This window comes from Labedella populi (assembly GCF_004078655.1).
GTDB classification, from domain to species: domain Bacteria; phylum Actinomycetota; class Actinomycetes; order Actinomycetales; family Microbacteriaceae; genus Labedella; species Labedella populi.
The window spans coordinates 179716-203818 of record NZ_RZNC01000004.1 but is presented as its reverse complement, the minus strand read 5'-3'; the positions used below and the strand labels follow the sequence as shown (position 1 = coordinate 203818).

27 protein-coding genes and 1 tRNA gene are annotated in these 24103 nt (G+C 70.0%); 16 read left to right on the top strand and 12 right to left on the bottom strand.

Annotated features, from left to right (window positions below):
- Positions 1 to 114 precede the first annotated feature (114 nt).
- On the top strand, positions 115 to 1365 hold the full coding sequence (locus ELQ92_RS12425) for an MFS transporter (protein WP_128499447.1): 1251 nt from the start codon (positions 115 to 117) through the stop codon (positions 1363 to 1365).
- Between the two features lie 16 nt (positions 1366 to 1381).
- Here the strand turns inward: ELQ92_RS12425 and ELQ92_RS12420 are convergent, their stop codons facing one another.
- The 6 genes from ELQ92_RS12420 to ELQ92_RS12395 all read right to left on the bottom strand — a co-directional run bounded on the left by ELQ92_RS12420 (position 1382) and on the right by ELQ92_RS12395 (position 7446).
- The gene (locus tag ELQ92_RS12420) at positions 1382 to 2161 is read right to left on the bottom strand and encodes a hypothetical protein (protein ID WP_208004368.1); all 780 of its coding nucleotides are present in this window, start codon (positions 2159 to 2161) and stop codon (positions 1382 to 1384) included.
- Positions 2158 to 3399 carry a cation:proton antiporter domain-containing protein gene (locus ELQ92_RS12415; RefSeq protein ID WP_128499445.1) on the bottom strand — a complete coding sequence of 414 codons (1242 nt, stop codon included), beginning with the start codon at positions 3397 to 3399 and terminating at the stop codon, positions 2158 to 2160. Before ELQ92_RS12415 ends, ELQ92_RS12420 begins: the two co-directional genes overlap by 4 nt.
- 110 nt (positions 3400 to 3509) lie before the next feature.
- Positions 3510 to 5117, bottom strand: coding sequence for an MDR family MFS transporter (locus tag ELQ92_RS12410; RefSeq protein WP_128499443.1), 1608 nt, complete (start codon positions 5115 to 5117; stop codon positions 3510 to 3512).
- Between the two features lie 120 nt (positions 5118 to 5237).
- The gene (locus ELQ92_RS12405; RefSeq protein WP_128499441.1) at positions 5238 to 5852 is read right to left on the bottom strand and encodes a TetR/AcrR family transcriptional regulator; all 615 of its coding nucleotides are present in this window, start codon (positions 5850 to 5852) and stop codon (positions 5238 to 5240) included.
- A 125-nt stretch (positions 5853 to 5977) separates the two neighbouring features.
- Positions 5978 to 6709: a YcnI family copper-binding membrane protein gene (locus ELQ92_RS12400; protein ID WP_128499439.1), complete on the bottom strand. Its 732-nt coding sequence runs from the start codon at positions 6707 to 6709 to the stop codon at positions 5978 to 5980.
- Positions 6710 to 6834: 125 nt separating this feature from the next.
- Complete coding sequence (locus ELQ92_RS12395; RefSeq protein ID WP_128499437.1) at positions 6835 to 7446, bottom strand: hypothetical protein; 612 nt, start codon at positions 7444 to 7446, stop codon at positions 6835 to 6837.
- A 112-nt stretch (positions 7447 to 7558) separates the two neighbouring features.
- On the opposite strand from ELQ92_RS12395, the gene ELQ92_RS12390 reads away from it, so the two are divergent.
- A complete protein-coding gene (locus ELQ92_RS12390; RefSeq protein WP_243695026.1) occupies positions 7559 to 8533 on the top strand; it encodes a L,D-transpeptidase in 975 nt (324 codons plus the stop codon).
- Positions 8534 to 8661: 128 nt separating this feature from the next.
- On the top strand, positions 8662 to 8964 hold the full coding sequence (locus ELQ92_RS12385) for a hypothetical protein (protein ID WP_128499435.1): 303 nt from the start codon (positions 8662 to 8664) through the stop codon (positions 8962 to 8964).
- A gap of 1 nt (position 8965) precedes the next feature.
- Here ELQ92_RS12385 and galE read toward each other — a convergent pair whose 3' ends face one another.
- From galE to galT, 3 genes are all read right to left on the bottom strand, one after another.
- Positions 8966 to 9928, bottom strand: a complete 963-nt coding sequence (gene galE, locus ELQ92_RS12380; protein ID WP_128499433.1) for a UDP-glucose 4-epimerase GalE — start codon at positions 9926 to 9928, stop codon at positions 8966 to 8968.
- Between the two features lie 103 nt (positions 9929 to 10031).
- The gene (gene galK / locus ELQ92_RS12375; RefSeq protein ID WP_128499431.1) at positions 10032 to 11198 is read right to left on the bottom strand and encodes a galactokinase; all 1167 of its coding nucleotides are present in this window, start codon (positions 11196 to 11198) and stop codon (positions 10032 to 10034) included.
- On the bottom strand, positions 11195 to 12313 hold the full coding sequence (gene galT / locus ELQ92_RS12370) for a galactose-1-phosphate uridylyltransferase (RefSeq protein ID WP_128499429.1): 1119 nt from the start codon (positions 12311 to 12313) through the stop codon (positions 11195 to 11197). Before galT ends, galK begins: the two co-directional genes overlap by 4 nt.
- 45 nt (positions 12314 to 12358) lie before the next feature.
- Between galT and ELQ92_RS12365 the strand changes: the two genes are divergently transcribed.
- Entirely contained in the window at positions 12359 to 13156 is a 798-nt protein-coding gene (locus tag ELQ92_RS12365) for a DeoR/GlpR family DNA-binding transcription regulator (RefSeq protein ID WP_128499427.1), read from the top strand.
- A gap of 132 nt (positions 13157 to 13288) precedes the next feature.
- On the opposite strand, the gene ELQ92_RS12360 is transcribed toward ELQ92_RS12365, so the two are convergent.
- Positions 13289 to 14023, bottom strand: a complete 735-nt coding sequence (locus ELQ92_RS12360) for a glutamine amidotransferase (protein ID WP_128499425.1) — start codon at positions 14021 to 14023, stop codon at positions 13289 to 13291.
- 242 nt (positions 14024 to 14265) lie between these two features.
- Between ELQ92_RS12360 and ELQ92_RS12355 the strand changes: the two genes are divergently transcribed.
- The 5 genes from ELQ92_RS12355 to ELQ92_RS12335 are packed head-to-tail and all read left to right on the top strand — an operon-like array spanning position 14266 to position 17954.
- A complete protein-coding gene (locus ELQ92_RS12355) occupies positions 14266 to 15264 on the top strand; it encodes a DUF7927 domain-containing protein (protein ID WP_128499423.1) in 999 nt (332 codons plus the stop codon).
- 9 nt (positions 15265 to 15273) lie between these two features.
- The gene (locus tag ELQ92_RS12350; RefSeq protein WP_128499422.1) at positions 15274 to 15867 is read left to right on the top strand and encodes a histidine phosphatase family protein; all 594 of its coding nucleotides are present in this window, start codon (positions 15274 to 15276) and stop codon (positions 15865 to 15867) included.
- Positions 15868 to 15916: 49 nt separating this feature from the next.
- Entirely contained in the window at positions 15917 to 16363 is a 447-nt protein-coding gene (locus ELQ92_RS12345; protein WP_128499420.1) for a MaoC family dehydratase N-terminal domain-containing protein, read from the top strand.
- The gene (locus ELQ92_RS12340; protein ID WP_243695012.1) at positions 16360 to 16797 is read left to right on the top strand and encodes a MaoC/PaaZ C-terminal domain-containing protein; all 438 of its coding nucleotides are present in this window, start codon (positions 16360 to 16362) and stop codon (positions 16795 to 16797) included. The genes ELQ92_RS12345 and ELQ92_RS12340 overlap by 4 nt, the downstream gene beginning before the upstream one ends.
- Positions 16794 to 17954: a UDP-N-acetylmuramate dehydrogenase gene (locus tag ELQ92_RS12335; protein WP_128499416.1), complete on the top strand. Its 1161-nt coding sequence runs from the start codon at positions 16794 to 16796 to the stop codon at positions 17952 to 17954. Before ELQ92_RS12340 ends, ELQ92_RS12335 begins: the two co-directional genes overlap by 4 nt.
- A gap of 558 nt (positions 17955 to 18512) precedes the next feature.
- Here ELQ92_RS12335 and ELQ92_RS12325 read toward each other — a convergent pair.
- Positions 18513 to 19703 carry a pyridoxal phosphate-dependent aminotransferase gene (locus ELQ92_RS12325; RefSeq protein WP_128499412.1) on the bottom strand — a complete coding sequence of 397 codons (1191 nt, stop codon included), beginning with the start codon at positions 19701 to 19703 and terminating at the stop codon, positions 18513 to 18515.
- Positions 19704 to 19970: 267 nt separating this feature from the next.
- Between ELQ92_RS12325 and ELQ92_RS12320 the strand changes: the two genes are divergently transcribed.
- The 7 genes from ELQ92_RS12320 to rplA all read left to right on the top strand — a co-directional run bounded on the left by ELQ92_RS12320 (position 19971) and on the right by rplA (position 23718).
- The gene (locus ELQ92_RS12320; protein WP_128499410.1) at positions 19971 to 20150 is read left to right on the top strand and encodes a hypothetical protein; all 180 of its coding nucleotides are present in this window, start codon (positions 19971 to 19973) and stop codon (positions 20148 to 20150) included.
- Positions 20151 to 20310: 160 nt separating this feature from the next.
- On the top strand, positions 20311 to 20460 hold the full coding sequence (locus tag ELQ92_RS16315) for a hypothetical protein (protein WP_166426782.1): 150 nt from the start codon (positions 20311 to 20313) through the stop codon (positions 20458 to 20460).
- 272 nt (positions 20461 to 20732) lie between these two features.
- Positions 20733 to 20805 (top strand) — tRNA-Trp (locus ELQ92_RS12315).
- Positions 20806 to 20847: 42 nt separating this feature from the next.
- Positions 20848 to 21126 (top strand): preprotein translocase subunit SecE, encoded by a 279-nt coding sequence (gene secE, locus ELQ92_RS12310; RefSeq protein WP_128499408.1) that lies wholly within the window; start codon positions 20848 to 20850, stop codon positions 21124 to 21126.
- Between the two features lie 116 nt (positions 21127 to 21242).
- On the top strand, positions 21243 to 22412 hold the full coding sequence (gene nusG, locus ELQ92_RS12305; protein WP_128499406.1) for a transcription termination/antitermination protein NusG: 1170 nt from the start codon (positions 21243 to 21245) through the stop codon (positions 22410 to 22412).
- A gap of 83 nt (positions 22413 to 22495) precedes the next feature.
- The gene (gene rplK, locus ELQ92_RS12300; protein ID WP_128499404.1) at positions 22496 to 22927 is read left to right on the top strand and encodes a 50S ribosomal protein L11; all 432 of its coding nucleotides are present in this window, start codon (positions 22496 to 22498) and stop codon (positions 22925 to 22927) included.
- A gap of 101 nt (positions 22928 to 23028) precedes the next feature.
- Positions 23029 to 23718 (top strand): 50S ribosomal protein L1, encoded by a 690-nt coding sequence (gene rplA / locus ELQ92_RS12295; RefSeq protein WP_128499402.1) that lies wholly within the window; start codon positions 23029 to 23031, stop codon positions 23716 to 23718.
- Between the two features lie 115 nt (positions 23719 to 23833).
- On the opposite strand, the gene ELQ92_RS12290 is transcribed toward rplA, so the two are convergent.
- Complete coding sequence (locus ELQ92_RS12290; protein ID WP_128499400.1) at positions 23834 to 24100, bottom strand: hypothetical protein; 267 nt, start codon at positions 24098 to 24100, stop codon at positions 23834 to 23836.
- Between the last annotated feature and the right edge of the window lie 3 nt (positions 24101 to 24103).

Here is a 24103-nt window from a genome sequence, read left to right as displayed (position 1 = left end):
GCTCTGCAGCGCTTGATCGTCCGCGCGAGACGCTGCGTCGTGTGAGGCCGTCGTCGCCGCGTAGGCTCGAACACCGGTCACGTCATGCGACGAAGGGCCGCGGAGGGGGCGGTGATGTCGGACGCGCGCGGCCCACTGCGTTCCTCCCGGGACTTCCGACTGCTCCTGGCAGGACAGACGACGAGCCAGTTCGGGACGCAGATCGCCGGCGTCGCCGTCCCGTTGCTGGCCGTCATCACCCTCGAGGCGTCTCCGTTCGAGGTCGGCATGCTCGGCGCCGCCTCGACGATCGCGTTCGCGCTTATCGGCCTGCCGGCGGGTGCGTGGCTCGACCGGATGCGGCGACGACCGGTCCTCGTCGCGAGCGATCTCGCGCGTGCCGTCCTCCTTGCGACGATCCCCGCCGCCGCATGGTTCGGATGGCTCACGATGGCGCACCTGCTCGTGGTCTCGTTCCTCGTGGGAACAGCGCGTGTGTTCTTCGATGTCGGCTACCAGAGCTACGTCCCCACCATCACCGGCCGGGACCGAGTGCTCGCCGGAAACTCGGCGATGGAGTTCCTGCGGTCCGGTGGACAGGTCGCGGGTCCGGGGATCGGCGGGGCACTCGTGTCCCTCGCGGGTGCCGCGAACGTCGTCCTCCTCCAGGCGATCGGTTTCGTCGTGTCGGCGGTGACGCTCGCCGGGATCCGGGCGGTCGAGACGTCGCACGACCCCACTGCTCACAGCGGCACGATGTGGGTGCGGGTGCGGGCGGGTTTTCGCTTCGTCGTCCACCACCGCGTGCTCCGCGCGACGGCTCTCGCGAGCGCGGCGAGCAACCTGTCGTTCGCGATCGCGTCGGCGGTGACCTTCGTGTTCCTCTCGCGGGACCTCGGGCAGCCGGCCTGGATCCTCGGACTGCTGATTGCGGCGGGATCGGTCGCCGTCATGGTCGGCGCGGCCCTCACGCCGCGCCTCGCCCGCACGATCGGGTCCGCGCGGGTCATCTGGGTGTCGCTCGCCGTGACGACCCCCTTCGTGCTGCTCGTGCCGGCGGCGACTCCGGGCTGGGGGCTCGCGATCGCGCTCCTCGGCTTCGCGGCGGGTGAGCTCGGCCAGATCGTCTACTCGATCACGAACGTGAGCCTGCGCCAGCGCCTCACGCCCGACCACCTGCTCGGCCGTGTCAACGCGACCATGCGCTTCCTGATCATGGCGTTCTTCCCCGCTGGCGCGCTTCTCGGCGGCGTCCTCGGCGAGCTCATCGGCACCCGATGGACGCTCGTCGTGGCCGGCGCGGTCGCTCTCACCGCACCGGTCGTTCTCGTCCGTGCGCTCCGTCGTCACCGGGATGTCGAGGAGTTCGATCCCCTCGAGGACTGACAGCGGGCGGCCGTCCTCAGTGCGGGGAACCGCCGCCATCGTGTACGTCCCCGTCGTCTGGTGGTGCTTGCACGACGCCGTCTCGCAGGAAGAACGCCCCGATGGTGCCGGCGAGGGTGGCGAACACGCCGACCGAGTACACGGCGAGCACGACCTGGAGAACCCGCGAGAGTCCGTCGTCGGTCGTGATGCCCGCGCCGGTGATCGTCGCGAGAGCCGCCTGGTGGAGGGCCTTCGGGTAGTCGGACTGCGATTCGAACGCGTAGAGCAGCTGACTCGCGACGAGCACGACGACGACGGTCATGGCCGCGAGCCAACCGATGCGCGTCGACAGGAGCCGGCCGGCGGAGCGGGAACCGCGCACTCCGGCCGAGAGGATGCCGCCGGCGCGCGCCACGCGGCTGAGCCGCGCGAGGCGCACGAGCCGCAGCGCCTGCAGCGCCCGGAAGAACCGCAGGAACGGCACGAGCAAGAAGAGCACCTGCCACCAGTTGCGCTTCCAGAACGACTTCTGGAAGCGCGCGATGTACGCGCGGAGCAGGAACTCGGCCACGAACACGGCCCAGAACGCCCATCCCACGACGTTGAGTCCGAGACTCCACCCGGGGTCCGTCACGAGCAACTGTCCGAGGACGACGAACAGGAACACGACGCCGAGGACACCCATGGGGCGATCGAGACGCCGCGCGAGCGCCTCAGCCACATGGAGGCGGTCGACATCGGGAGTGTCGGGGGCGAGCGGGTCGCGCACGGAGTTCGTCCCGTGCCCGTCCTCGAGGGGAGAGGGGGAGGTCACGCAGCGGTTCCGTCCCGGTGGTCCGCTCGGTGGCGGGCGATCAGCGCGCTCGCCGGAGCCGTGGAGACACCGTGCACGACGACGGAGACCGTGATGGCAAGGGTCGTGTAGACGAAGACGTCCCTGAGTCCGGTCTGTCGTTCGGCGAGGGTCGCGTAGAAGAGCGCCGAGACACCGATCGGCCCGAACCAGCTGAGGAACATCGTCTCACCGCGCGAGTGCAGGCGACGCAGGAGTGGGCGCAGCGCCCACACGGCGACAAAGCGCCGCAGCAGCACAGCAGCGATCACGACGACCGGAGCGATCCAGCCTCGCTCCGCCCATTCACCGATCGGAAGCGCGAGCCCGATGAGGAGGAAGATCGGCAAGAGGAAGAACCGGTTGACGACGTCGTCGATCGTGTCCTCCTGCTTTTCGTCGGACTGGGGGATGATCTGCCCGAACACGGCGGCGGCGATGAAGACGGCGAGGATCGCGTCCGTGCCGAGGAGCTTGCCCGCGCCGAGGACCACGAGACCCAGCGGGACGATGAAGCCGAGGTAGGAGCTTTCCTCCATGAGCCCGCGCGAGCGCGCCGCGACGAAAAGTTTGCCGGCGGCATACCCGACGACGAGACCGAAGACCGCCGCCCCGATGACCTCCCGAACGAGCACGGTGAGCACGAAGTCCTGCCAGGCGCGTCCGGGGGTGGTGAGCAGGAGGACGGGAAGCATCACGAACAGGTACCCGAGCCCGTCGTTGATGCCGCTCTCCGAGGAGAGGTTGAACCTCACCCGATCGGGCACCCTCTCGGTCGCGAGCGAACCCGTCACGACGGGCGTGGTCACCACGGGATCCGTCGGCGTCAGGATGGCACCGAGGAGCAGGGCGACGAGGATCGGAAGACCGAGTCCCGCCCAGAGGACTCCGGTCGCGACGGCGAGCATGAGGGGCATCCCGACGCCGAGGATCACGATCAGCCAGCGCCGGTTGGCGCGCCAGTAGCCGTGGGGCAACCGGAGGGCGACGCCGGCGAGGCCGATGCCGAGCGTCAGCCGGGCCGCCTCCTCCAACAGGGTTCCGGTGGGGATGCCGAACTCCTCGATGCGCACGAGGTCGAGGGCGAACGGCCCGAGGAGGACGCCGAGTCCGAGGGCGATGACGGGCCCGGGCAGGCTCGCCCTCTGGAGCACGCTCGAGAAGACCGAGAGCATGAGCACGACCCCGGCGAAGAGGGCGAGGGGGAGGTTGAGGTCCATGGGGCTCCGTCCCGGCCCGTCTCGGGCCACCGCTGGCAGAGGTCCGATGCTAGTCGCCGACCGCCCCGATGCCGCAAGGTGCTTGACCGGACGGCTCCAGCAGTCCCGTCCTAGCGCCCGCTCCCGCGCTGGGCCTTCTCGAGCTCCTCGGCCTGCGCCCCGCCGACGGCCTCACCGCGAGCCACGAGACCGGCGATGTCGGAGAGGGGAATCTGCTTGAGGAAGAGGGACAGGATGAACGCGAGCCCGATGAAGGGCACGAGGTACCAGAACACGGGCGCGAGCGCATCGGCGTAGGCGGTGACGATGCCGTCACGGACGGAGTCGGGGAGTTGCGCGAGCGTCTGCGGGTCGAGCGTCGACGTCGCATTCGCCGCGGCGTCGGGATCGGCGCCCGCGTCCCGGAAGACGCTCGTGAGATTCTCCGTCAGTCGCGTCGTGAAGAGGGTGCCGAAGACGGCCGTACCGAGGCTCGCGCCCACCTCGCGGAAGTAGTTGTTGGTGCTCGTCGCCGTGCCGATCTGCGACGCGGGCACTGCGTTCTGCACGACGAGGACGACGACCTGCATGATGAGGCCGAGTCCCGAGCCGAAGAAGAACAGGAACACGCAGATCAGCCATACGGGGGTCTCGGCGGACAACGTAGTCATCGCGACCATGGCTGCTCCGGTGAGGAGCGTTCCGACGATGGGGAAGAGTTTGTAGCGCCCCGTCTTCGAGATGAGGATCCCCGACGTGATCGACGTGAGCATGAGTCCGGCCATCATCGGGAGCATGAGCAGGCCGGACTCGGCCGCCGAGGTGCCGGAGGACATCTGCAGGAAGGTCGGGACGAAACCGATCGCGGCGAACATGCCGAGGCCGAGGGTGAGGCCGATCGCGGTCGCGTTGACGAAGATCGGGTTGCGGAAGAGGCCGAGCGGGATCACCGGGTCCTCGGCGCGCGCCTCCGTGACGATGAACGCAGCGACGGCGATGAGGAGCCCGAGTCCCCACGCCCAGGTCGCGAGTGAATCCCAGCCGTAAGCGGTGTCGCCGCCGAAGTCGGTGAAGAAGATGAGGCACGTCGTCGCGACGGAGAGGAGGAGTATCCCCATCAGGTCGATCTTCTTGGTCGCCTTCTTGCTCGGCAAGCGGAGGGCGAACAGCGCGATCATGAAGGCAGCGATACCGACGGGAATGTTGATGTAGAACGCCCACTGCCAGGTCAGGTGGTCGACGAAGTACCCGCCGAGCAGGGGTCCGCCGACGGCGGAGAGCCCGAACACCGCGCCGAGCGGTCCGAGGTACTTGCCGCGCTCGTTCGCGGGAACGATGTCCGCGATGATCGCTTGCGACAGGATCATGAGTCCGCCGCCGCCGAGCCCCTGCATCGCGCGGAACGCGACGAAGGACCAGAAGTCACCGGCGAACGCCGCGCCCACCGAGGCGATCGTGAAGATGGCGATGGCGATGAGGAACAGGTTCCGCCGCCCGAGCACGTCACCGAACTTGCCGTAGATGGGCATCACGATCGTCGTCGCGAGGAGATAGGCGGTCGTGATCCACACCTGGTGGTCGACGCCGCCGAGCTCGCCGACGATGGTCGGCATCGCGGTCGACACGATCGTCTGGTCGAGACTCGACAGCAGCATCCCGGCGATGAGTGCGCCGAAGATGATCCAGATCCGCCTCTGGGTGAGGAGGAACGGTGCCGGGGCAGCGGCGGGGGAGGTCATGTCGTATCCATTCGAGATGTCGTGGGAGTGGGGAGGCGCGGCGAAGCGGCCGGTCCCGCGTCGCACGGGCGCGGGGTGGCGTCGATGCCGGAGGATCTGAGGGTGTCGGTCGGTTCGAGGTCAGTGAAGGACGGCGCGGGCTGCGTCGATCCGGCGACCGAAGAGCTCCGCGATCGACTCGGTGTTGCCCGCGTCGAGGAAAGCGATCGCGCTCGGTCGTGCGAATGCTCCCGCGAGCTGGACGACGGCGGCAGCGCGCAGGTCTCCGGGCGGCAGCCCCTCGCGGCGCTCGACGAGTGCCATGTCGTTGGCCTCGTCGCGCATGGCGAGTTCCATCATGCGAGCGAGGAGGCGGGGTTCGTCCTTCAAGGCTTCGGCGACGCCGCGCATGCCGTCGGCGTCGACCTCCGCCCGCTCCCACCGCGACAGCAGGAGGTGGACGAAGTCGCTGAAAAGAGAGGCCGAGATCTCGTTGACGGACGGGTCGCCGCCCGCGACGAAGGCGTCGTCGAGTTCGTCGTCCATGTCGCGGCTCGAGATGCCGAGCACCGCGTCGTCCTTCGAGGCGAAGTAGTTGAAGAAGGTGCGCCGTGAGACGCCGACCTCTGCGCAGAGCTCCTCGACCGTGAAGCCGTTGAGCCCCCGTTCGGTGAAGAGTCGTCGTGAAGCCGAGACGAGGCGGGAGGACGTCTCGTTCTTCCGGCGCTCGCGGACTCCCATTGCACTTTCTGTCATACGTGCATATTTGCACTACTCGGCTCGTAGTGCAAGTGGTGGATCGGTCGACGGAGGGAGGTCGTCCGTACGCGTCCGGGTGCTCCTCCCGCGCGGCGAGAGGAGCACCCGATCGCGCGTGGTACTCAGGCGGAGCGGCGGCGAAGCGCCCACAGCGCGAGGACGACGCCGGCCAGGCCGGTCACGAGCCCGGCGATGCCGATCCCGATCGCGGTGCCCGTGGCCGGGTCGGAGGTCGCGGCCGCCGTGGCGCTCACCGAGTCGCCCTCGGCCGTGGCCGTCTCCGGTTCCTCCGTCGCCGCGCCGTGGCCGTCCGTGGACGCCTCGGTGAGCGTGACGATCGGAGCGGGGTGCTCCGGCTCCTCCTCACCCTCGACGGTCTCTTCGTCCCACACGGTCGAACCGACCTCGCACGTCTGCAGCACCGGGAATGCGAGCGCGTCGCCCGGCTCGCCGTCGGGGAGCGGGACCGAGAGCGTGAACGTGTCGCGGAGGCCGTCGGTGAGTGGGGTCTTCGCCGTGTAGACGACGGCGGCCGTGTAATCCGGGTCCGTCTCGGAGGGCACCTCGGCGACATCCCAGTTCGGGTTCACCGTCGGCGTGACGGTGATGACGTCGCCGGGGATCGTGATGCGGATCTCGGTCGTCGACGATCCGTCGCAACCGTGCGGGACGGCGAAGGTCAGGTTCGCGTAGGCGCCGGCCGCCGTCGTGTCGGGGGTGACGCCGATGTGGGCACTCGCGGCGAGAGGAGCCGCGAGGGAGAGGGTGACTCCGGCGGTCGCCCCGAGGATGATGCGGCGGGTCGAGCGGGTGCGGGTGGTGCGGATGCGGGTGTGGGTGGTCGAGCGGGTCATATCTTTTGTCCTTGATCGTGGGGCCGCGACGGAGCGGCGGAAGCGTGCGAGGAGGCCGTCGTGCGACGACGGCGCGGCGCGCGCAGACGATCGGCGGCCGCTCGGTGCGGGCGCTCGGGACCGGTCTACGCGGCGATCAGGACGGGGGGTCCGCGGTGTCGGAGTCCGCCGAGGAGGGCCGCTGCCCGGGCGGGCCGGAATCCGCTGCCATCGGGGCGGACACGCGTCGCGCGAGTTCCGACGGCGACGGGCGCCGCGACGAGGAGGGGGAGGAGGGATCGGACGATCCGGGAGAGAGCGGCCGTCGCTCGCGACGACCGATCGGCGAGGCGCAGTGCAACGATCGTGACGACGGCCGCGACGCCGTGGGCGACGAGCATGCTCGGCCCGTCGTGCAGGTGGCCGATCTCGCCCGGGACGACCGTGAGCACCGTCGATCCGCCGTGTCCGGCATGGCCGCCGGTCTCGGCGACGACGCGAGCACCACCGGACCCGGTGAGCGCGAACGTGCCGTGGAAGAGCGCTTGCGACGCGATGACGGCGACGGAGACCCGTGGCCACGAGAACCGTCGGCCGACGAGGGCCGTGCACCACCCGATGCTCGTGATGAACGCGAGGGCCAGGAGAGGCGCGGAGGGGAACGTGCCGCCTCCGATCGTGTGCGACAGCGCGGCGACGAGTGTCGCGATGGCGGCCGCGGTGGTGCCGCGGGCCAGCCGGTCCGAGCGCGAGTGCATGATGGGCGAGATCCTCCGAACTCAACGGTACCCGTTCGGAGTGATCCGGGAATCCGATGCCGATCTCCCTCGCCGGCTTGCGCGGGACCCACCGCCCCCGCAGCATGGAACCGTGAGTGGGGGCGGAACCGAGCAGGGACCCGGCGGCGTCGAGCCCGCGAACGATGCGGAGCCGGGAGTCGTCGCCTCGTCGGGCCGCGGCCGACGTCGGCTGCTGATCGTCGCCGTCGCCGCCCTGGCCGTGATCCTGCTCGTCGCCGGAGTCGCCGTGGTCCGGCAGCTCACCGAACCCGAACCGCCTCCTGTCGCCGCGTCGCCGACCCCCACGGTGAGTCCGACGCCCACGCCGACGCCCACGCCGACGCCCACGGGGCACGCTCCGGACGACCGGTCGTATGATCTCGCAGATCTACCGACGGTCGACGTGTTCGCCGTCATCCCGGCGCTTCCCGTCGACGACGCACCGGAAGAGGGTACGACGGGCGAAGTGGCCCGACCGGTTCCGGCGGGCGCGCCCGTCTTCGCCGAACCGGGGGCCGCGCCCGTCGCCGCCTTGCCGCACGAACTGCCGTACGAGGGCAGCATCGTTCCGATCATCGAACGGGAGGAGCACTGGGTGCGGGTGCTCCTCGTCGGTCGAGCCGGCGTGCCGTCGGCGGGTGTCGCCGGGCAGTTGACCGGCTGGCTGCGTGCGACGGACGTCGACATCAGTGTGCTCGACACGTCGATCGAGGTGAGTGTCTCGGCCGGCACGATCGACATCGTGAGAGGCGGCGAGCGGGAACGGGTGCCCGGAGAGTTCGCCTGGGGGACGGAGGCGACACCGACGCCGATCGGTCGGACCTTCGTGATGAGTGTGCGAACCGCCTCGTCGCTCGCGTACACGCGTGGGCACCCGATCGTCTATCTCGCCGTCCAGTCGCCGACGCTCGACGGTTTCGGTGGCATCGACGTCGCGATCACGGCATTCCATTACCACGACGTGCACGCCGGCCCGATCTCGAACGGTTGTCTCCGTGTCGGCGCGGACGCGATCGCCCGCCTCACGCAGGTCCCGCCAGGCACCGCCGTCCGCATCACCCCCTGAACACTTCCTCTGTGCTCGAATTTTGGAGCACAAAGGAAGTGTTCAGGGGGTGGAGTGTCGGTGGGGATTTCGTAGGATCGAGCACACGCGCTGGCCGGAGCGCTCCTATCGATCCACGGGAGCACCGCATGTCCTTGCCGAGACCCATCCGCATCTCGCGGGTGGAGTGGGTGTGCATGCGCAACGACCCCGTCCTGCCGAAGGCGGTGATCCGGCTCGTCACCGTGCGCCCCCGGGCGGGCGACGGGGAGGGGCGTCCGTGCGAACGCTATCGCGTCGTGACGTGGGCCCCGGACTCGGCCGACCGGATGCTCGTCGGCTACTTCGCGACACTCACGGAGGCGAACGCCGCCGTGAAGTTCGACATCCCCGATCCGGCCACGGTCGTCACCGGCCATGCCGCATTTGGAATGTATGGGCGATCGCGCTGAATCACCCCTCCGATCGGGAGGCCTCCCAGGCGCTCGCGATCATCTCGTCGAGCGAGTACCGCATGCGCCAGTCGAGGTCACGTGCCGCGAGCTCGCCGCTCGCAACGATACGGGCGGGGTCCCCGGGGCGGCGAGGGTGGACCTCCGGCTCGAACTCGACACCCGTGACCCGGGCGACCCCGTCCATGATCTGCCGGACCGAGACGCCGTCCCCGCTGCCGAGGTTGTAGACGGGCTCGATCGGGTGTCCGGCGATCAACCGCTCGGCCGCCCGCACGTGCGCCTCCGCGATGTCGCCGACGTGCACGTAGTCGCGCACGCAGGTGCCGTCGGGGGTGGGGTAGTCCTCGCCGTTGATCCGCGGCGTCCGGCCATCGGCGAGTGCCGCGAAGACGAGCGGGAACAGGTTGTGCGGACTCGTGTCCCGGAGCTCCGGCGTCGCCGAGCCGACGACATTGAAGTACCGCAGACTCGTGTGCGCGAGTCTCGTCGCGCGCCCCTGGTCCCGCAGCAGCCACTCGCCGATGAGCTTCGACTCCCCGTACGGCGACTCGGGGCGTGTGGGCGTCGCCTCGGTCACGAGATCGACGTCGGGCGTGCCGTAGACGGCGGCGCTCGACGAGAACACCAAGCGGTCGACGCCGGCGCGTTGCGCCGCAGCCAGCAGGTTCGTCGTCGCGGTGACGTTCTGCTCGTAGGTGTGCACGGGCTTCGAGACGGATTCGCCGGCGTACTTGTACCCGGCGATGTGGACGACACCCGCGAAGCGGTATTCGGAGAAGAGCCGGTCGAGCAGGGCGACGTCGAGCAGGGTCCCCTCGACGAAGTCCTGATCCGGGGCGATGAAGGAGCGGTGCCCGCTCGAGAGGTCGTCGAGCACGACCGTCGGGAGGCCCGCCGCCGCGAAGGCCCGCACGACGTGCGACCCGATGTATCCGGCGCCGCCGGTGATCAACCAGGTCATGTCGTCCTTCGTTCGTCTCGTCGTCGTCCGGGTGGAGAGCAGGCCGTCCGGCGCTCCACCCTCATCCTGGCGGACCCGCCGCACGGATGCACGGCGGGAGTCGTCATCGCTCTCGCCGTGCTCCCGCCGACGGCGACACCGTCGACACGGTGGGCTCCCGGAACCCGGCGCGCGAGAAGGCGGCGAGCACCGCGTCGGCCACCGCACCGATGTCATCGGAGGGTACGAGACCGATCGCCGACCCCCCGAAGCCGCCTCCCGTGAGACGAGCGCCGAGCGCGCCGGCCGAGCGCATCGCCTCGACCGCCGTGTCGATCTCCGGGACGGAGATCTCGAAGTCGTCGCGCATCGACGCGTGCGAGGCGTCGAGCAGCGAACCGATCGCCGCCGCCCCGACGTCCCGCAGGGTCGCCACCGTGTCGAGGACGCGGGCGTTCTCCGTCACGACGTGTCGCGCCCGGCGGAAGGCCTCGTCGTCGAGACGTCCGTCGTCGCGGGCCGCGCGGAGTTCGTCGAGGCTCGCATCCCTGAGCGCCACGACGTGGAGAGCGTCGGCCGCGCGCTCACACGCCGCTCGTCGGCTCGCGTAGCCGCCCGTGGCGTGATCGTGCGAGACGTGCGTGTTGACGATGAGCACCTCGAGTCCCGCGCGCTCGAACCCCAGGCCCACGGCCTCGGCCTCGAGCGACCGGCAGTCGAGGAAGACGGCGGCGTCGGCCTCTCCGAGGAGCGACGCGGTCTGGTCCATGATCCCCGTCGGCGCGCCGACGACGGTGTTCTCCGCGCGCTGCCCCGCGAGAGCGAGCGCCGGTCGGCCCGATTCGAGACTCCACAACTCGTCGAGGGCGAGTGCCGCTGCGCACTCGATGGCGGCAGACGACGACAGACCGGCGCCGATCGGGACGTCCGAGTGCACGGCGAGCTCGAACCCCGTGAGCCGATCACGGCCGTGGGCCTCGCCGAGCGCCCAGGCGACGCCGAGCGGATACGCGGCCCACGACGCGATCCGCTCGCCGGTGAGGGCCGACAGCGTCGTGTCGACGGGGTCGCCCGGGGCCGTCGTCGCGACGATCACGCGCTCGTCGTGGCGCAGCCGCACGGCGACGACGGCGCGGTGGCCGATCGCGAAGGGCAGGGCGAAGCCGTCGTTGTAGTCGGTGTGCTCGCCGATGAGATTGACGCGGCCGGGAGCGGACCAGACCCCGTCCGGTCGCCCGCCGAAGTGCTCGGCGAAGAGCTCGAGAACCCGGTCCTCACGGGTGCCGATCATCGGACGGCTTCCTTCCAGGCGGCCGCTTGGACCTCCGGCAGGACGTCTCCGATGAAGGCGCCCATGGCGCTCTCGGAACCGGCGAGGTACTTGAGACGAGCGGCGGCGCGCCGCGGCGACGTGATCTGCAACGTCAATCGGATGTCGCGGTGGTCGCGCACCGGTGCCTGGTGCCACGCGGCGATGTACGGGGTCGGGTCCCCGTAGAGGGCGTCGATGCCTTGGAGAAGTCGCGGCAGGAGCGCAGCGAGCTCCCCGCGTTCGGCGGAGTCGGTCTCGGCGAGGTCGGCGATGTGGCGGTGCGGCATGACGTGCAGCTCGAGGGGCCAACGCGCGGCGAACGGCACGAATGCGCTCCAATGCTCGCCGCGGAGGATGAGGCGCTCGGACGCCGACTCGAACGCGAGGATCTCCTCGAAGAGGCCGGGCCCGTGCCGCTCGACTTGTGTGATGAGGCACTGCGTCCGTGGTGTGACGTAGGGGTAGCCGTAGATCTGGCCGTGCGGGTGGTGCAGGGTGACGCCGATGGCCTCTCCGCGGTTCTCGAAGGGGAAGACCTGCTCGATCCCGGGGATCTCGGAGAGGGCCGCCGTGCGGTCCGCCCACGCCTCGACGACGGTGCGGAGGCGAGCGGGGCTCTGGCTGCCGAGTGAGCCCTCGTGCTCGGGGCTGAAACACACGACCTCGCAGCGCCCGACCGACGCGCGGGTGTGGCCGACCGCGCGCGACCCGGCGGTGTCCGCGTCGGCGTCGACGTCCGCGGCGGTTGCGGGTCCGAAAGAGGGGGAGCGGTTCTCGAAGACCGCGACGTCGTATCGGTCGGGCACCTCCGATGGGTTCGTCGGGCTCGCCGGGGCGAGCGGGTCGAGGTCGGCGGGGGGGAGGAAGACGCGGTTCTGCCGGGCGGCGGCGATGGAGATCCATTCGTCGGTGAGGGGATCACGCCGCATCGTGGCGGTGTCGGGGCGGGGGTCGAGCACACGCGCGTCGCTCGCTCGCTCCGTCGGCAGCGTCGATCCGGCATCGTCGTAGTAGTAGAGCCGGCGTCCGTCGGCGAGGGTGTCGTCCCGACGGACGACTCCGTCCGTCAGCGTCGAGGCGGGAAGGACTGGCATGGTTTCATATTGACAAGCAAACGCAAGTAAAGCAAGGTTCACATCATGAGTGCTGTGGAGGAGCCGATGGTTCCGGCGGAACTGCGACGGGCCCGCGTGCTCGACCTCGTCCTGGAGCGCGGTTTCGTCCGCGTCTCGGATCTCGGAGCGGCCTTCGGCGTGTCAGACGTCACGATCCGCGCGGACCTCGACGTGCTCGCGTCGTCGGGCACGGTGAGACGGGTGCACGGTGGGGCCGTCGCCGCGGTCGCGCCGCTCGCGGAGCCGTCGTTCGAGCAGGCGTCCGACTCGTTCGCGGCCGAGAAGACGGCCATCGGCCGGTACGCCGCCGGCCTCGTCTCCTCGGGGCAGAGTGTGTTCCTCGATGTCGGCACGACGACGAACGCGGTCGCAGTGGCCCTCGCGGCGCGCGACGATCTCGAGGACGTCGTCGTCATGACGAACGGTCTCACGGTGGCGTTGGCCCTCGAGGCCGCGATCCCGCGCATGACCGTCATCGTCACAGGCGGAGCATTGCGACCGCGCCAGCACTCCCTCGTGAACCCGATGGCCCTGCGGCTCTTCGAGGGACTGCACGCCGACCTCGCGATCGTCGGCTGCAACGGTGTGCACCCGGAGGCGGGCGTCACGAACGTGAACCTCCCGGAGGCGGAGGTGAAGCGAGCGATGGTGGAACGGGCCGGCCGCGCCATCGTGGTCGCCGACGGATCGAAGCTCGGCAACGTGCACCTCGGTCGCATCGCGCACCTCTCCGAGGTCGACGCCCTCGTCACGGGTCCGTCGGCCCCGATCGGCGCGCTCGCCGAATTCGACGCGGTGGGGCTCGCGGTCGCTCGCGTGTGACGGGGCGGTTCTCGCCGTGTCGCACGGGGGGAGTGCCCTCTGCTCACGACCGCGGCATCATCGCGGGAACGGGCGCACGATCGCGTGGTTCACCGACCCGACCGGCAACATCCTCTCGGTGATCGAGGACGGTCAGTCGGAGTAGCGCTCGGCGAAGGAGCGCAGCACGCGGTGGGAGGCGCTGACATCGGCTGCGGCGACGCGGTCGGCGACGGCTGCGGTGTCCGACGGATCGAAGTAGCCGTGTCGAGAATACGTCCGCACGCGGGCGACCATCGCGTCGACGGTCAGCTCGGGGTGGAATTGCGTCGCGTAGCGGTTCCGCCCGATCCGGAACCCCTGAACGGGACAGGCCTCACCCATCGCGAGGAGCACGGCACCCTCCGGGAGCACCGAGATCGCCTCCTTGTGGCCGACGAAGGCGTCGAATCGCGCGGGGAGCACGCTGAAGACGGGGTCCATGCTGCCCTCCGCCGTCAAGGTCACCGAGACGGCGCCGGACTGCTCGCCGTAACGACGGTCGATGACCGCGCCGGCGTGGCGACCGAGCGTGCCGATCCCGTAGCAGGCGCCGAAGAAGGGCACGTCGTCCGCTTCGATGCGGTCGAGCAGGTCGTCGAGCTCCCGCTCCACGCGGAGCTGGACTGTGGACTTCGACTCGACAGGATCCGTCGAGGTGAAGGGGCTGCCGGCGAGGAAGACGCCCGAGTAGTCGTCGAGGTCCAAGCCAGCGGGCAGCGGAGCGACGTCGAGGCGGTGGTGGGCGAGCCTGCTCGGGGCCAGACCGGTGAGCGCGACGAAGAGTCCATACTCATGGGAGGCTGCGTCGTCCTCGACGCGCGTCGTGAGCAGGAGGAACGGGCGCATCCGCCCAGGGTAGCGCCGCTCGCCCGCTCGGCCGCTCGTCACCCTCTGCGCCCGGTGCGACGTCGGCCCCCGTGCTCGGGGGCTGACGCGTCGGACGCCTCCTCGATGAGAATCGGTGCAGGAGACGTGCACGCGACCGATATCACGGTCGTGACGGATCGATCGAGGTCGGGGGGCCGCGGTCCGATGCACGCGTCGCACGCCGATCGGCGTCGCGACCGGCCATGCCAGGGGAGCACAGCATGCATCATCGAGAGCACATCACGGTCACGAACGTGGCCCGCACGATCGTCGCTGCCGGAATCGTCGCTGCCGGGATCGTCACGACCGCGCTGACGATGCCGGCGACGGCCGCGGCGGCGGCGGAGGCGGACATCGTGGTCACCGCGCGCATGGCCGCGGATGCCGAGCCGGTCGGCCCCGGCGACGGCGTCGACGTGGCCGTCGAACTCGAGAACCGCGGCGCGACCTCGCAACGCGTCCGGCTCGACGAGATCGTCACCGGGGTCGTCGACGACGCGCGGATCGCGCTCGTGTCCACCTCGTCCTCGGTCGACGTCACGGTCGTCCGCGTGGGCCGCGATCGCCTGGGACTCTCCGGACGGCTTGCGGCCGGCGCAGCTGTCACGCTGACCTACCGAGCGATTCTCGACGATCCCGCCGCCGGTGGCGACGGGATGCTGAGTCGCAGCATCGTCGCGGCCGACGAGGACGCGCCCGAGTGCCCGGGCACCGCGACGCCGGCCGCGGTCGAGGGGCTCGGGGTCTGCACGGTCCTCCTCTCGTCGGTGGTATCGACGACCGAAGCGATGCCCTCCGACACCCTCCTGTCGAGCAGTGTCGCCGCCATCGAGGGCACGACGGGGGTGTCCGCCCCGATCGGGCCCGTCCTCGCGGCACCCGGGTCCTTCCCGACGCTGGCTCTCGCCGTCGCGGTGATCGGGCCCGGTCTCGTCGTCGTACTCGGCATTGTCATCGCCCGCCGAGGTCGGGGGCCCGTCATCGCCCGCCGAGGTCGGGGGCCCGTGCGCCGGCCCCGCCACTCGACGGCGGCGCGTGGCGTCCTCGTCGCGCCCGGCTCGCCGCTCCGACCGGCGCCGTCGGGCCGATCGCCCCGACCGGTCCGGGTGACGGTCACGCCCGGCCCGGCCCCGATACCGACACCGACACCGATCTCGGGCTACTCGACTCGGCGTGAACGCCGGCTCGCGGAGTCGAGGGCGGCCGTCCCCGTCGCCTAGGCTCGAGACATGCCGATCGCCCTCATCCGCCATGGCCAGACCGACTGGAATCTCGCTCTCCGCATCCAAGGCGCGACCGACATCCCGCTCAACGACGCGGGCCGCCAGCAGGCGAGGGGCATCGTCGAGCGACTCGACGCGTCCCGGTGGGACGTCGTCGTGAGTTCGCCGCTCTCCCGGGCGCGCGAGACCGCGCAGATCCTCGCGGACGGTCTCGGAATCGACCTCGGCCCAGCCATCCCGGAACTGAGGGAGCGCAGCTACGGTCAAGCGGAGGGCGCGACGTCGGAGGACGTGCGCGCGAATTGGCCGGACCGTCAGTACCCCGGCATGGAGGCCGAGCGCGAGGTCGAGGCCCGGGGAACGGCAGCGCTCGCCGCGATCCGCGAGCAGTTCCCGGAGCGCAACGTCCTCGCGGTGAGTCACGGCACGCTCATCCGTCTCACTGTCGGCGCCGTGACCGGAACGCCCATCACGCCCATCCCGAACACGGCCATCGTCGAACTCGATCGGGCCGGCGACGAATGGGTCCTCGTGCACGCGGAGCTGAGCGTCGAGGGTGTCGAGGCCGCGACGCGCATCGGGCACTCGCCCTCGCGCTGACCTCACCGCGATCGCGGGGCACCCCGGGCACCCGCTGTAGGCTGTCCGGGTGACTGTGAACCCCGCGATCCAGGGCAGGGAGTTCCCTCCCGTCCCCCCGTACCTCGTCGGTCGGGAGAAGGTGCGCGAGTTCGCGCGTGCCGTCCTCGCCACGTCCCCGCTGCACCACGATCCGGACGCCGCTCGCGCGGCGGGATACGCCGACGTCGTCGCTCCTCCGACGTTCGCCGTCGTGATCCAGGAGGCGACGCTCGCACAGCTCCTCGCCGATCCCGATGCCGGCATCGATTTCTCGCGCGTCGTCCACGGCGACCAGCGGTTCTCGTTCGGCCGCCCGATCGTGGCGGGCGACGAGCTCACGGCGACCCTGCGGGTCTCGAGCGTCAAGTCCCTCGGCGGCAACTCCATGGTCACCGCGGAGACCACCGTGACCGACCACGACGGCGCCCACGTCGTGACCGCCATCTCCACGCTCGTCGTCAGGGGGGACGAATGACCATGCAGCACACCGGACTCGAGCTCGACGGTCTCGCCGTCGGGCAGGTCGTCGCGGAAAAGGACTACCACTTCAGCCGCGACACCCTCGTGCGGTATGCCGGAGCGTCCGGTGACTTCAACCCCATCCACTACCGCGACGACGTCGCGGCGAGCGTCGGCCTGCCGGGAGTCCTCGCGCACGGCATGCTCACCATGGGCGTCGCGGTCCAGCCGGTCGTCGAGGCCGTCGGCGACCCCGGCCGTGTCACCGACTACCAGGTGCGCTTCACGCGTCCCGTCGTCGTCGACCCGCAGAACGGCGTCGACGTGAGTGTGATGGCCAAGGTCGGCGCGATCCTCGCCGAGGAGTCGTCCGCACGGATCGACCTCGTCGTCACCGTGGGCGGGACGACGGTGCTCGGCAAGGCGCAGGTCCGCGTCCTCCTCCGATGACGACCGTGGTCCCGTTCTCCTCACTCACGACGTTCCGGGTGGGCGGCGAGCCGGCCGAGTACGCGGAAGCGACCGACGTCCGTGGACTGCTCGCCCTGCTCGACGACGGCTGGCGGCGTTTCGACGAGTGGATGGTCGTCGGCGGGGGCTCGAACCTCCTCGTCGGTTCCGACGGCTTCCCGGGCATCGCGATCGCCGTCCGTACCCGGGGCATCGAGGTCATCAGCGGACAGGACGAGCCCGACGTCCCGGAGGGGGCTGCGCGTCTCCGGGTCCAGGCCGGAGAGTCGTGGGACCGGGTCGTCGCGTTCGCCGTCGAGGAGGGGCTCAGCGGCATCGAGGCGCTCTCGGGGATCCCCGGTTCGTCGGGAGCCGCGCCCATCCAGAACATCGGGGCGTACGGAGCGGAGATCGGCGACGTCCTCTCCTCGGTGGAGCTGTACGACCGCGAGTCGGGGACTCTCGAACGCGTGAGCGCGCGTGACCTGGGACTCGGGTACCGCACGTCCGTCCTCAAGCGGCACGGGGGTGCCCCCGCCGAGCGCGAGGCCGTCGTCGTGTCGATCGACCTCGATCTCCGCCGATCGCTCGACGGCCTCGGGGCACCGATCGCCTACCCGCAGCTCGCGAAGGCCCTCGGCGTCGACCTCGGGGAACGGGTGGCGCTCGCCGACGTCCGGGCGTCCGTACTCGCACTCCGCGGCTCGAAGGGCATGGTGTTGGACCCCGACGACCACGACTCCTGGAGCGCCGGCTCCTTCTTCACCAATCCCATCGTCTCGGAGCGTTTCGCCGCGGACCTCCCGGCCGATGCCCCCCGGTGGCCCGTCGGCGAGGTCGACGAGCCGGTCACGGTGCTGCCGCTCGACGGGTCCGCCGGCTTCGATCTCCCCCGTCCGGCGTCGGTCGCGGAGGAGGAGCGCCGTGTGAAGCTCAGCGCGGCCTGGCTCATCGAGAACGCCGGCATCGGCCGGGGATTCGCCCTCCCGGGTTCGCGAGCGGCCATCTCCTCGAAGCACACGCTCGCGCTCACGAATCAGGGCAACGCCTCAGGGGAGGACGTCGCGGCTCTCGCCCGGTACGTGCAGGCACGAGTGCAGTCGGAGTTCGGAGTCCTGCTCCTGCCCGAGCCCGTGGTCGTCGGCCTCGACATCTGATCCCGCATCGCCGGTCGATGCCTCCGGCGGGGTGGACCCGAGCCGGGCCCATCATCGATGAGACCTGGGTATTCCGCGACCCCCTGGCGAGGCGCCCGCGCTCGCCTAGGCTCGGTGAACCGATCGAGGAGGAGACCATGTCCCAGGAACCGACCTTCCCGCCGCCCGCTCCGTCCCCCGGAGGCGACCCGTCCGCGGCTCCGCCGGAGCCCGGTCCGCTGGAGCCCGAACCGCCGATCCACCCCGAACGCGTCGACCGCCGATCGTCGCTTCCCGCCGAACCGGCTCGCGAGCCGACCCCGGAGCCGGTTCCCGAGCCCGCACCGGAACCGCAACCCGAGCCCGCGCCGGAACCGGAGCCGTCACCCGTCCCGGAGCCCGCTCCGGAGCCCTGGACGGAGCCGCGACCTGGGCCTCCGGGTCTGCCGGGAGCTCCCAGCGCTCCCGGTGCCCCGACCGCTCCGTCGACCCCCTTCAGCCCGCCGTCCGCGCCGTCAGGCCCGGTCGCGCCGGGCGGACCGCCGTTCTCGCCCAGTTACTGACGGCGCGTACGGGGCGTCAGCCGAAAAGGCGTGCGAGGCGCCGAGCTCCCTCGACGAGCTGCTCGTCGCCGAGCGCGTAACTGAAGCGCAGATAGCCCGAGGGCCCGAAGGCCTCGCCGGGAACGGCGGCGACCTCGGCGTCGTCCAGGATGTAGTCGGCGAGTTCGAGCGACGTCGAGATCGTCCGTCCGCCCCACTCGCGCCCGAGCAGTGCGGTCACGTCGGGGTAGACGTAGAACGCGCCATCGGGCGTGGGCGTGCGGAAGCCGGGAACCTTCGCGAACTCGTCGAGGATCAGGTGCCTGCGCCGATCGAAGGCCGCTCGCATCTCATGAGCGCTGTCCTGAGGTCCCGTCAGCGCGGCGATCGCGGCGCGCTGGGCGATGTTGTTGACGTTGCCCGAGAGGTGGGACTGCAGGTTGCCGAGGGCCTTGACGGCGTCGACGGGGCCGACGGTCCAGCCCACGCGCCACCCGGTCATCGCGTAGGTCTTCGCGACGCCATTGACGAGTAGGACCTGGGAGGCCAGGTCGGGCACGGCCTCGAGGATCGAGACGGCGCGCTCGCCGTAGGTGAGATTCTGGTAGATCTCGTCGCTGATCACCCAGATGCCGTGCTCGAGGGCCCATTCGCCGATCACACGGGTCTGCTCGGCTGAGTACACGGCGCCCGTCGGGTTCGACGGCGAGACGAAGAGCAGCACCTTCGTGCGGTCGGTGCGAGCGGCCTCGAGCTGCTCAACCGTGACGAGGTACCCGGCATCAGCGTCGGCGAAGACCGGCACCGTGACGCCGTCGGCGAGAGCGATGGCCTCGGGGTACGTCGTCCAGAAAGGGGAGGGCACGATGACCTCGTCGCCCGGATCGAGGAGCACCTGGAACGCTTCGTAGACGGACTGCTTGCCGCCGTTCGTCACGATCACCTGCGATGGCTCGACGGCCGTGCCCGAGTCGCTCAGGGTCTTCGCCGCGATCGCCTCGCGGAGCTCGGGCAGGCCGGCGGCGGGTGTGTACCGGTGGTTGCGGGGGTCACTCACCGCGGAGAGTGCCGCTTCGACGATGTGCGCGGGCGTCGGGAAGTCGGGCTCGCCCGCCGCATAGCTGATGACCGGCCGGCCGGCGGCCTGGAGGGCCTTCGCCTTCGCATCGACCTTGAGGGTCGCCGATTCGGCGATGGCGGAGATCTTCGTGGAGAGTCGCGATGTCACGCTCCCACCGTATCGCCCGTGCGTCCGAAACGACTGCCCGGGCGCCCGATTCTCGGACAGCCCGGGTGATCGCGCTCCGGTGGGCGAACCGAGAAGGGAGAGGGGGTGCAGAGGGGAGGCATGATGACCCCCGAATGGGGATCGCCCGGATACGGGGTCGACCGCCGGGCCACGGGCGGTCAGACTGGCGTCAGCCACCGTGCGCGCGGTGGCGCTCGCTCCCGTCGCACGCGGAGTGGGCGCGAGATAGGACCTGGGGGGTCAGGAATGACCACGTACGATGTCTCGACTCGTCCCTTCGGCGAGCAGACTCCCCTCGAGGGCCGGGAACTCGCCGCCGCACGCCGTGATTCCGCCCCCATCCGCGGCATCCTCTTCGGCCTCGCGATCGTCGTGCCGATCTGGATCGGTGCCGGCATCGGCATCGTCGCCTTGCTCTCGCTCTGACCCGGTACTTTCCCTCGCGCCCCGCGCCGTGGGCGACCCCCACCCGTCGGCGACGCGGCGAACAACACGTGAACTCTGCTCGTTCCCGGTCTTCTCGGCTGGCCGTCAGGCGGGGCGGCGATCATTGTTGACTCGTATCGTCCGTCGGGAGGGAGCCCACATGGTCGCCATGGACAGCAACACCCGCTCCGAGCTCGCGGAGCACCCCGCGGGAACGTCCGCCGTCGCGGGCATCGTGCACGGTCTCGTCTTCGTCATCCCGGTCTGGCTCGTCATCGCGAGCGTCGTCGTCGTGTCCGTCCTCCGCTGACTGCCGGTTCACGGCCCGGGCGGGCGGGTGGCCGCTCGGCGGGACCGCGCGTCGTCGCGTCGCGTCCGGATCGTCCGCTCCTCCGCTCGGCTTTACCGGCCGCCGGGCGTCGTCTACACTGGATCACGGTGGTGAAATCCGCCAAGCTTTTCTGCGCCCATTTTTCCGGTGGCGGCTCCCCGTGTTCTTCGCAGGTGGTCAGCAGAGCAGTCGTGGATTTCGTACCATTGGTTCCGGACCTCCGGGGCCCGGCCTCGGAACCCCGAGGCCGAAGGGCGGTGGCTCAATTGGTAGAGCAGCGGTCTCCAAAACCGCAGGTTGCAGGTTCGAGTCCTGTCCGCCCTGCGCGTCGGCCCACTGGGTCCGACACGGGAAAGGTGTAACGAGGTGGCCCGAAAAGTTATCGACGAGCCGAGCGAAGAGATCGTCGCGAACGCGAAGAAGGAGCGCGCCGCACGGCGTGGACCCATCGCCGGGCTCATCCTGTTCCTCAAGCAGGTGGTGAACGAACTCAAGAAGGTCGTCACCCCGACCCGCAAAGAGCTGCTGAGCTACACGGGCGTCGTGCTCGTGTTCGTGGTGATCATGATGGCTCTCGTCTACGGGATGGACCAGCTGTTCAGCTTCATCGTGATCTTCGTCTTCGGGACACCCGCGGGCGGCTGACGCTCTCATGCCGTCCGTCGGGGGAACCCGGTGATCGGCGGAACGACGACGCACAGAACGCAACGACGCATCGGACGGCGCCCGCGCCCCCGATCGAAATCGAAGGAAGAGATCCAGTGTCTGACAGAAACCGCGACGACATCGACCTGTCGACGGCTGCCGAGCAGTCGAGCGAGGTCGACGAGGCCCAGGAGGGCAACGTCGCCGACGCCGAGATCCACTCCGTCGACGCCGCCGAGCACTCCGCCGTGCACGTCCTCCCCGACGACGAGACGGACGACGAGTCGAACGCTGCGTTCGACGACGTCGACGCCGTTGCGGAGGCTCCCGACCCCGAGGCCGACGCGGTCGTCGACGACGCGCTCGAGATCGACGAGGCCGCCGAGGTCGAGGCCGCCGCCGAGGCCATCGAGGACGAAGAAGAGGTGGAGCTGGCCGACGAGGCCGCCGAGGGCACCGAGTACGACGACTCGCCCTACACGGGAGAGCCCGTCGGCGGAGACGATGACGACGACGTTCGTCCCGTCCCCGATGTCGACGCCGAGGTCGCGGAGGTCTCCGCCGCTCTCGACGACATCATCGAGGCCGAGGACGAAGGCGGCGTCGACGTGGAGCGTCCCGACGACGACGGCGTGGATGCCGTCGCCGACGAGGAGCCCGCGGAGGTCGACCCGTACGACGCATTCCGCACCGAGTTGCGTTCGCTCCCCGGCAAGTGGTACGTCATCCACTCGTACGCGGGCTTCGAGCGGCGGGTGAAGGCCAACATCGAGCAGCGCAAGGGCTCGCTCGAGGTCGAGGAGTACATCTACCAGGTCGAGGTCCCCATGGAGGACGTCGTCGAGATCAAGAACGGTCAGCGCAAGATGGTCACGCGCGTCCGGATCCCCGGCTACGTGCTGGTGCGCATGGATCTCAACGAGGACTCGTGGTCGGTCGTGCGTCACACGCCGGGCGTCACGGGCTTCGTCGGCAACTCGCACAACCCGACGCCGCTCCGCTTCGAGGAGGCCTTCAACATGCTGAAGAGCCTCGTCGAGATCCAGGAGACCGCCCCCGCCAAGTCGGGCGGTCAGAAGGGATCGGCCACGACGTCGCGCGCCATCCCTGCCGAGGTCGACTTCGAGATCGGCGAGACCATCACGATCAAGGAGGGCTCGTTCGCGGGTCTGCCCGGATCGATCAGCGAGATCAAGCCGGAGAGCGGAAAGCTCACCGTGCTCGTCTCCCTGTTCGAGCGCGAGACGCCCGTCGAGCTCAGCTTCGACCAGGTCTCGAAGCTCTAGCCCCCTAGCCACCGCTGCCCTCGCGGCATGCGGGAGAGCGCGCATCATCCGATGGCGTTCGAACCAATGAAGAAGGAAGAAACATGGCACCGAAGAAGAAGGTCACAGGTCTGATTAAGCTTCAGATCAAGGCCGGCGCCGCCAACCCCGCACCGCCGATCGGACCGGCGCTCGGTCAGCACGGCGTCAACATCATGGAGTTCTGCAAGGCGTACAACGCCGCGACGGAAGCACAGCGCGGAAACGTCATCCCGGTCGAGATCACCGTGTACGAGGACCGCTCGTTCACGTTCATCCTCAAGACCCCGCCGGCCGCCGAGCTCATCAAGAAGGCTGCGGGCGTCGGCAAGGGTTCCTCCACGCCGCACACCGTCAAGGTCGCGAAGCTCACGCAGGCTCAGGTCCGCGAGATCGCCGAGACCAAGCAGCCCGACCTCAACGCGAACGACATCGACGCTGCGGCGAAGATCATCGCCGGTACCGCCCGCTCCATGGGCATCACCGTCGAGGGCTGACGCTCACCAGACATCCCCGCCCAGTCCCTTTCGGACCGGGTACGCAAATTCGTGGCAGCGCCGGCCAGGCGCAGATGACCACATTCTCACAGGAGAAAAAAATGGCACAGAAGTCAAAGGCCTACCGGGCCGCGGCCGAGAAGATCGAAGAGGGCAAGTTCTACTCGACCTCCGAGGCTGTCGCTCTCGCTCAGCAGACCGGTTCGGCCAAGTTCAACAGCACCGTCGAGGTCGCCCTCAAGCTCGGTGTCGACCCCCGTAAGGCCGACCAGATGGTCCGCGGAACGGTCATCCTGCCGCACGGCACGGGTAAGACCGCTCGCGTCATCGTGTTCGCGACCGGGCCGGCCGCCGAGGCCGCGATCGCCGCGGGCGCCGACGAGGTCGGCGGCGACGAGCTCATCGAGAAGGTCGCGGGCGGCTACACGTCGTTCGACTCGGCCGTCTCGACGCCGGAACTCATGGGCAAGGTCGGTCGTCTCGGTAAGGTGCTCGGCCCCCGCGGCCTCATGCCCAACCCGAAGACCGGCACCGTGACCCCGGACGTCGCTCGCGCGGTCACCGAGATCAAGGGTGGAAAGATCGAGTTCCGCGTCGACAAGCACGCCAACGTGCACTTCGTCGTCGGCAAGGCGCAGTTCTCGGCGGAGCAGCTCGAGCAGAACCTCGCAGCGGCCCTCGACGAGGTCCAGCGCCTCAAGCCGTCGAGCTCGAAGGGCCGTTACATCCAGAAGGGCGCCGTCTCGACGACCTTCGGCCCGGGCATCCCGCTCGACGTCAACGCGCTCTGATTCGTCGTCCGACAGACGCAGCACCATCGTGAGAAGGGCCCCGCCGGCAGGCGGGGCCCTTCTTCGTCGTGTGAGGTACGGCCCGCCACGCGCGGTGGCTGGCGAGTCGCCAGGATCAGGTCCCGACGACGGACGGGTCGGGGGCGCGCGATCCGGAGAGGACCTCGACGGGTATTCCGAACGCCGCCGAGAGCAGGACGAGTTCAGCCCAGGAGAACGGAACGAGCCCAGCGATGCGCTCGTAGGCGGCGGTTCGCCCGAGACCGGAGGCGCCACCCTGGAGCACGGAAACGGCCTCACGGCGCGGGATGCTGCGGCGGGCGAGTTCGGCACGCACCGCGCCCGCGGCGACGCGGAAATCGTGTAAGCGAGGGGTGTGCATGGC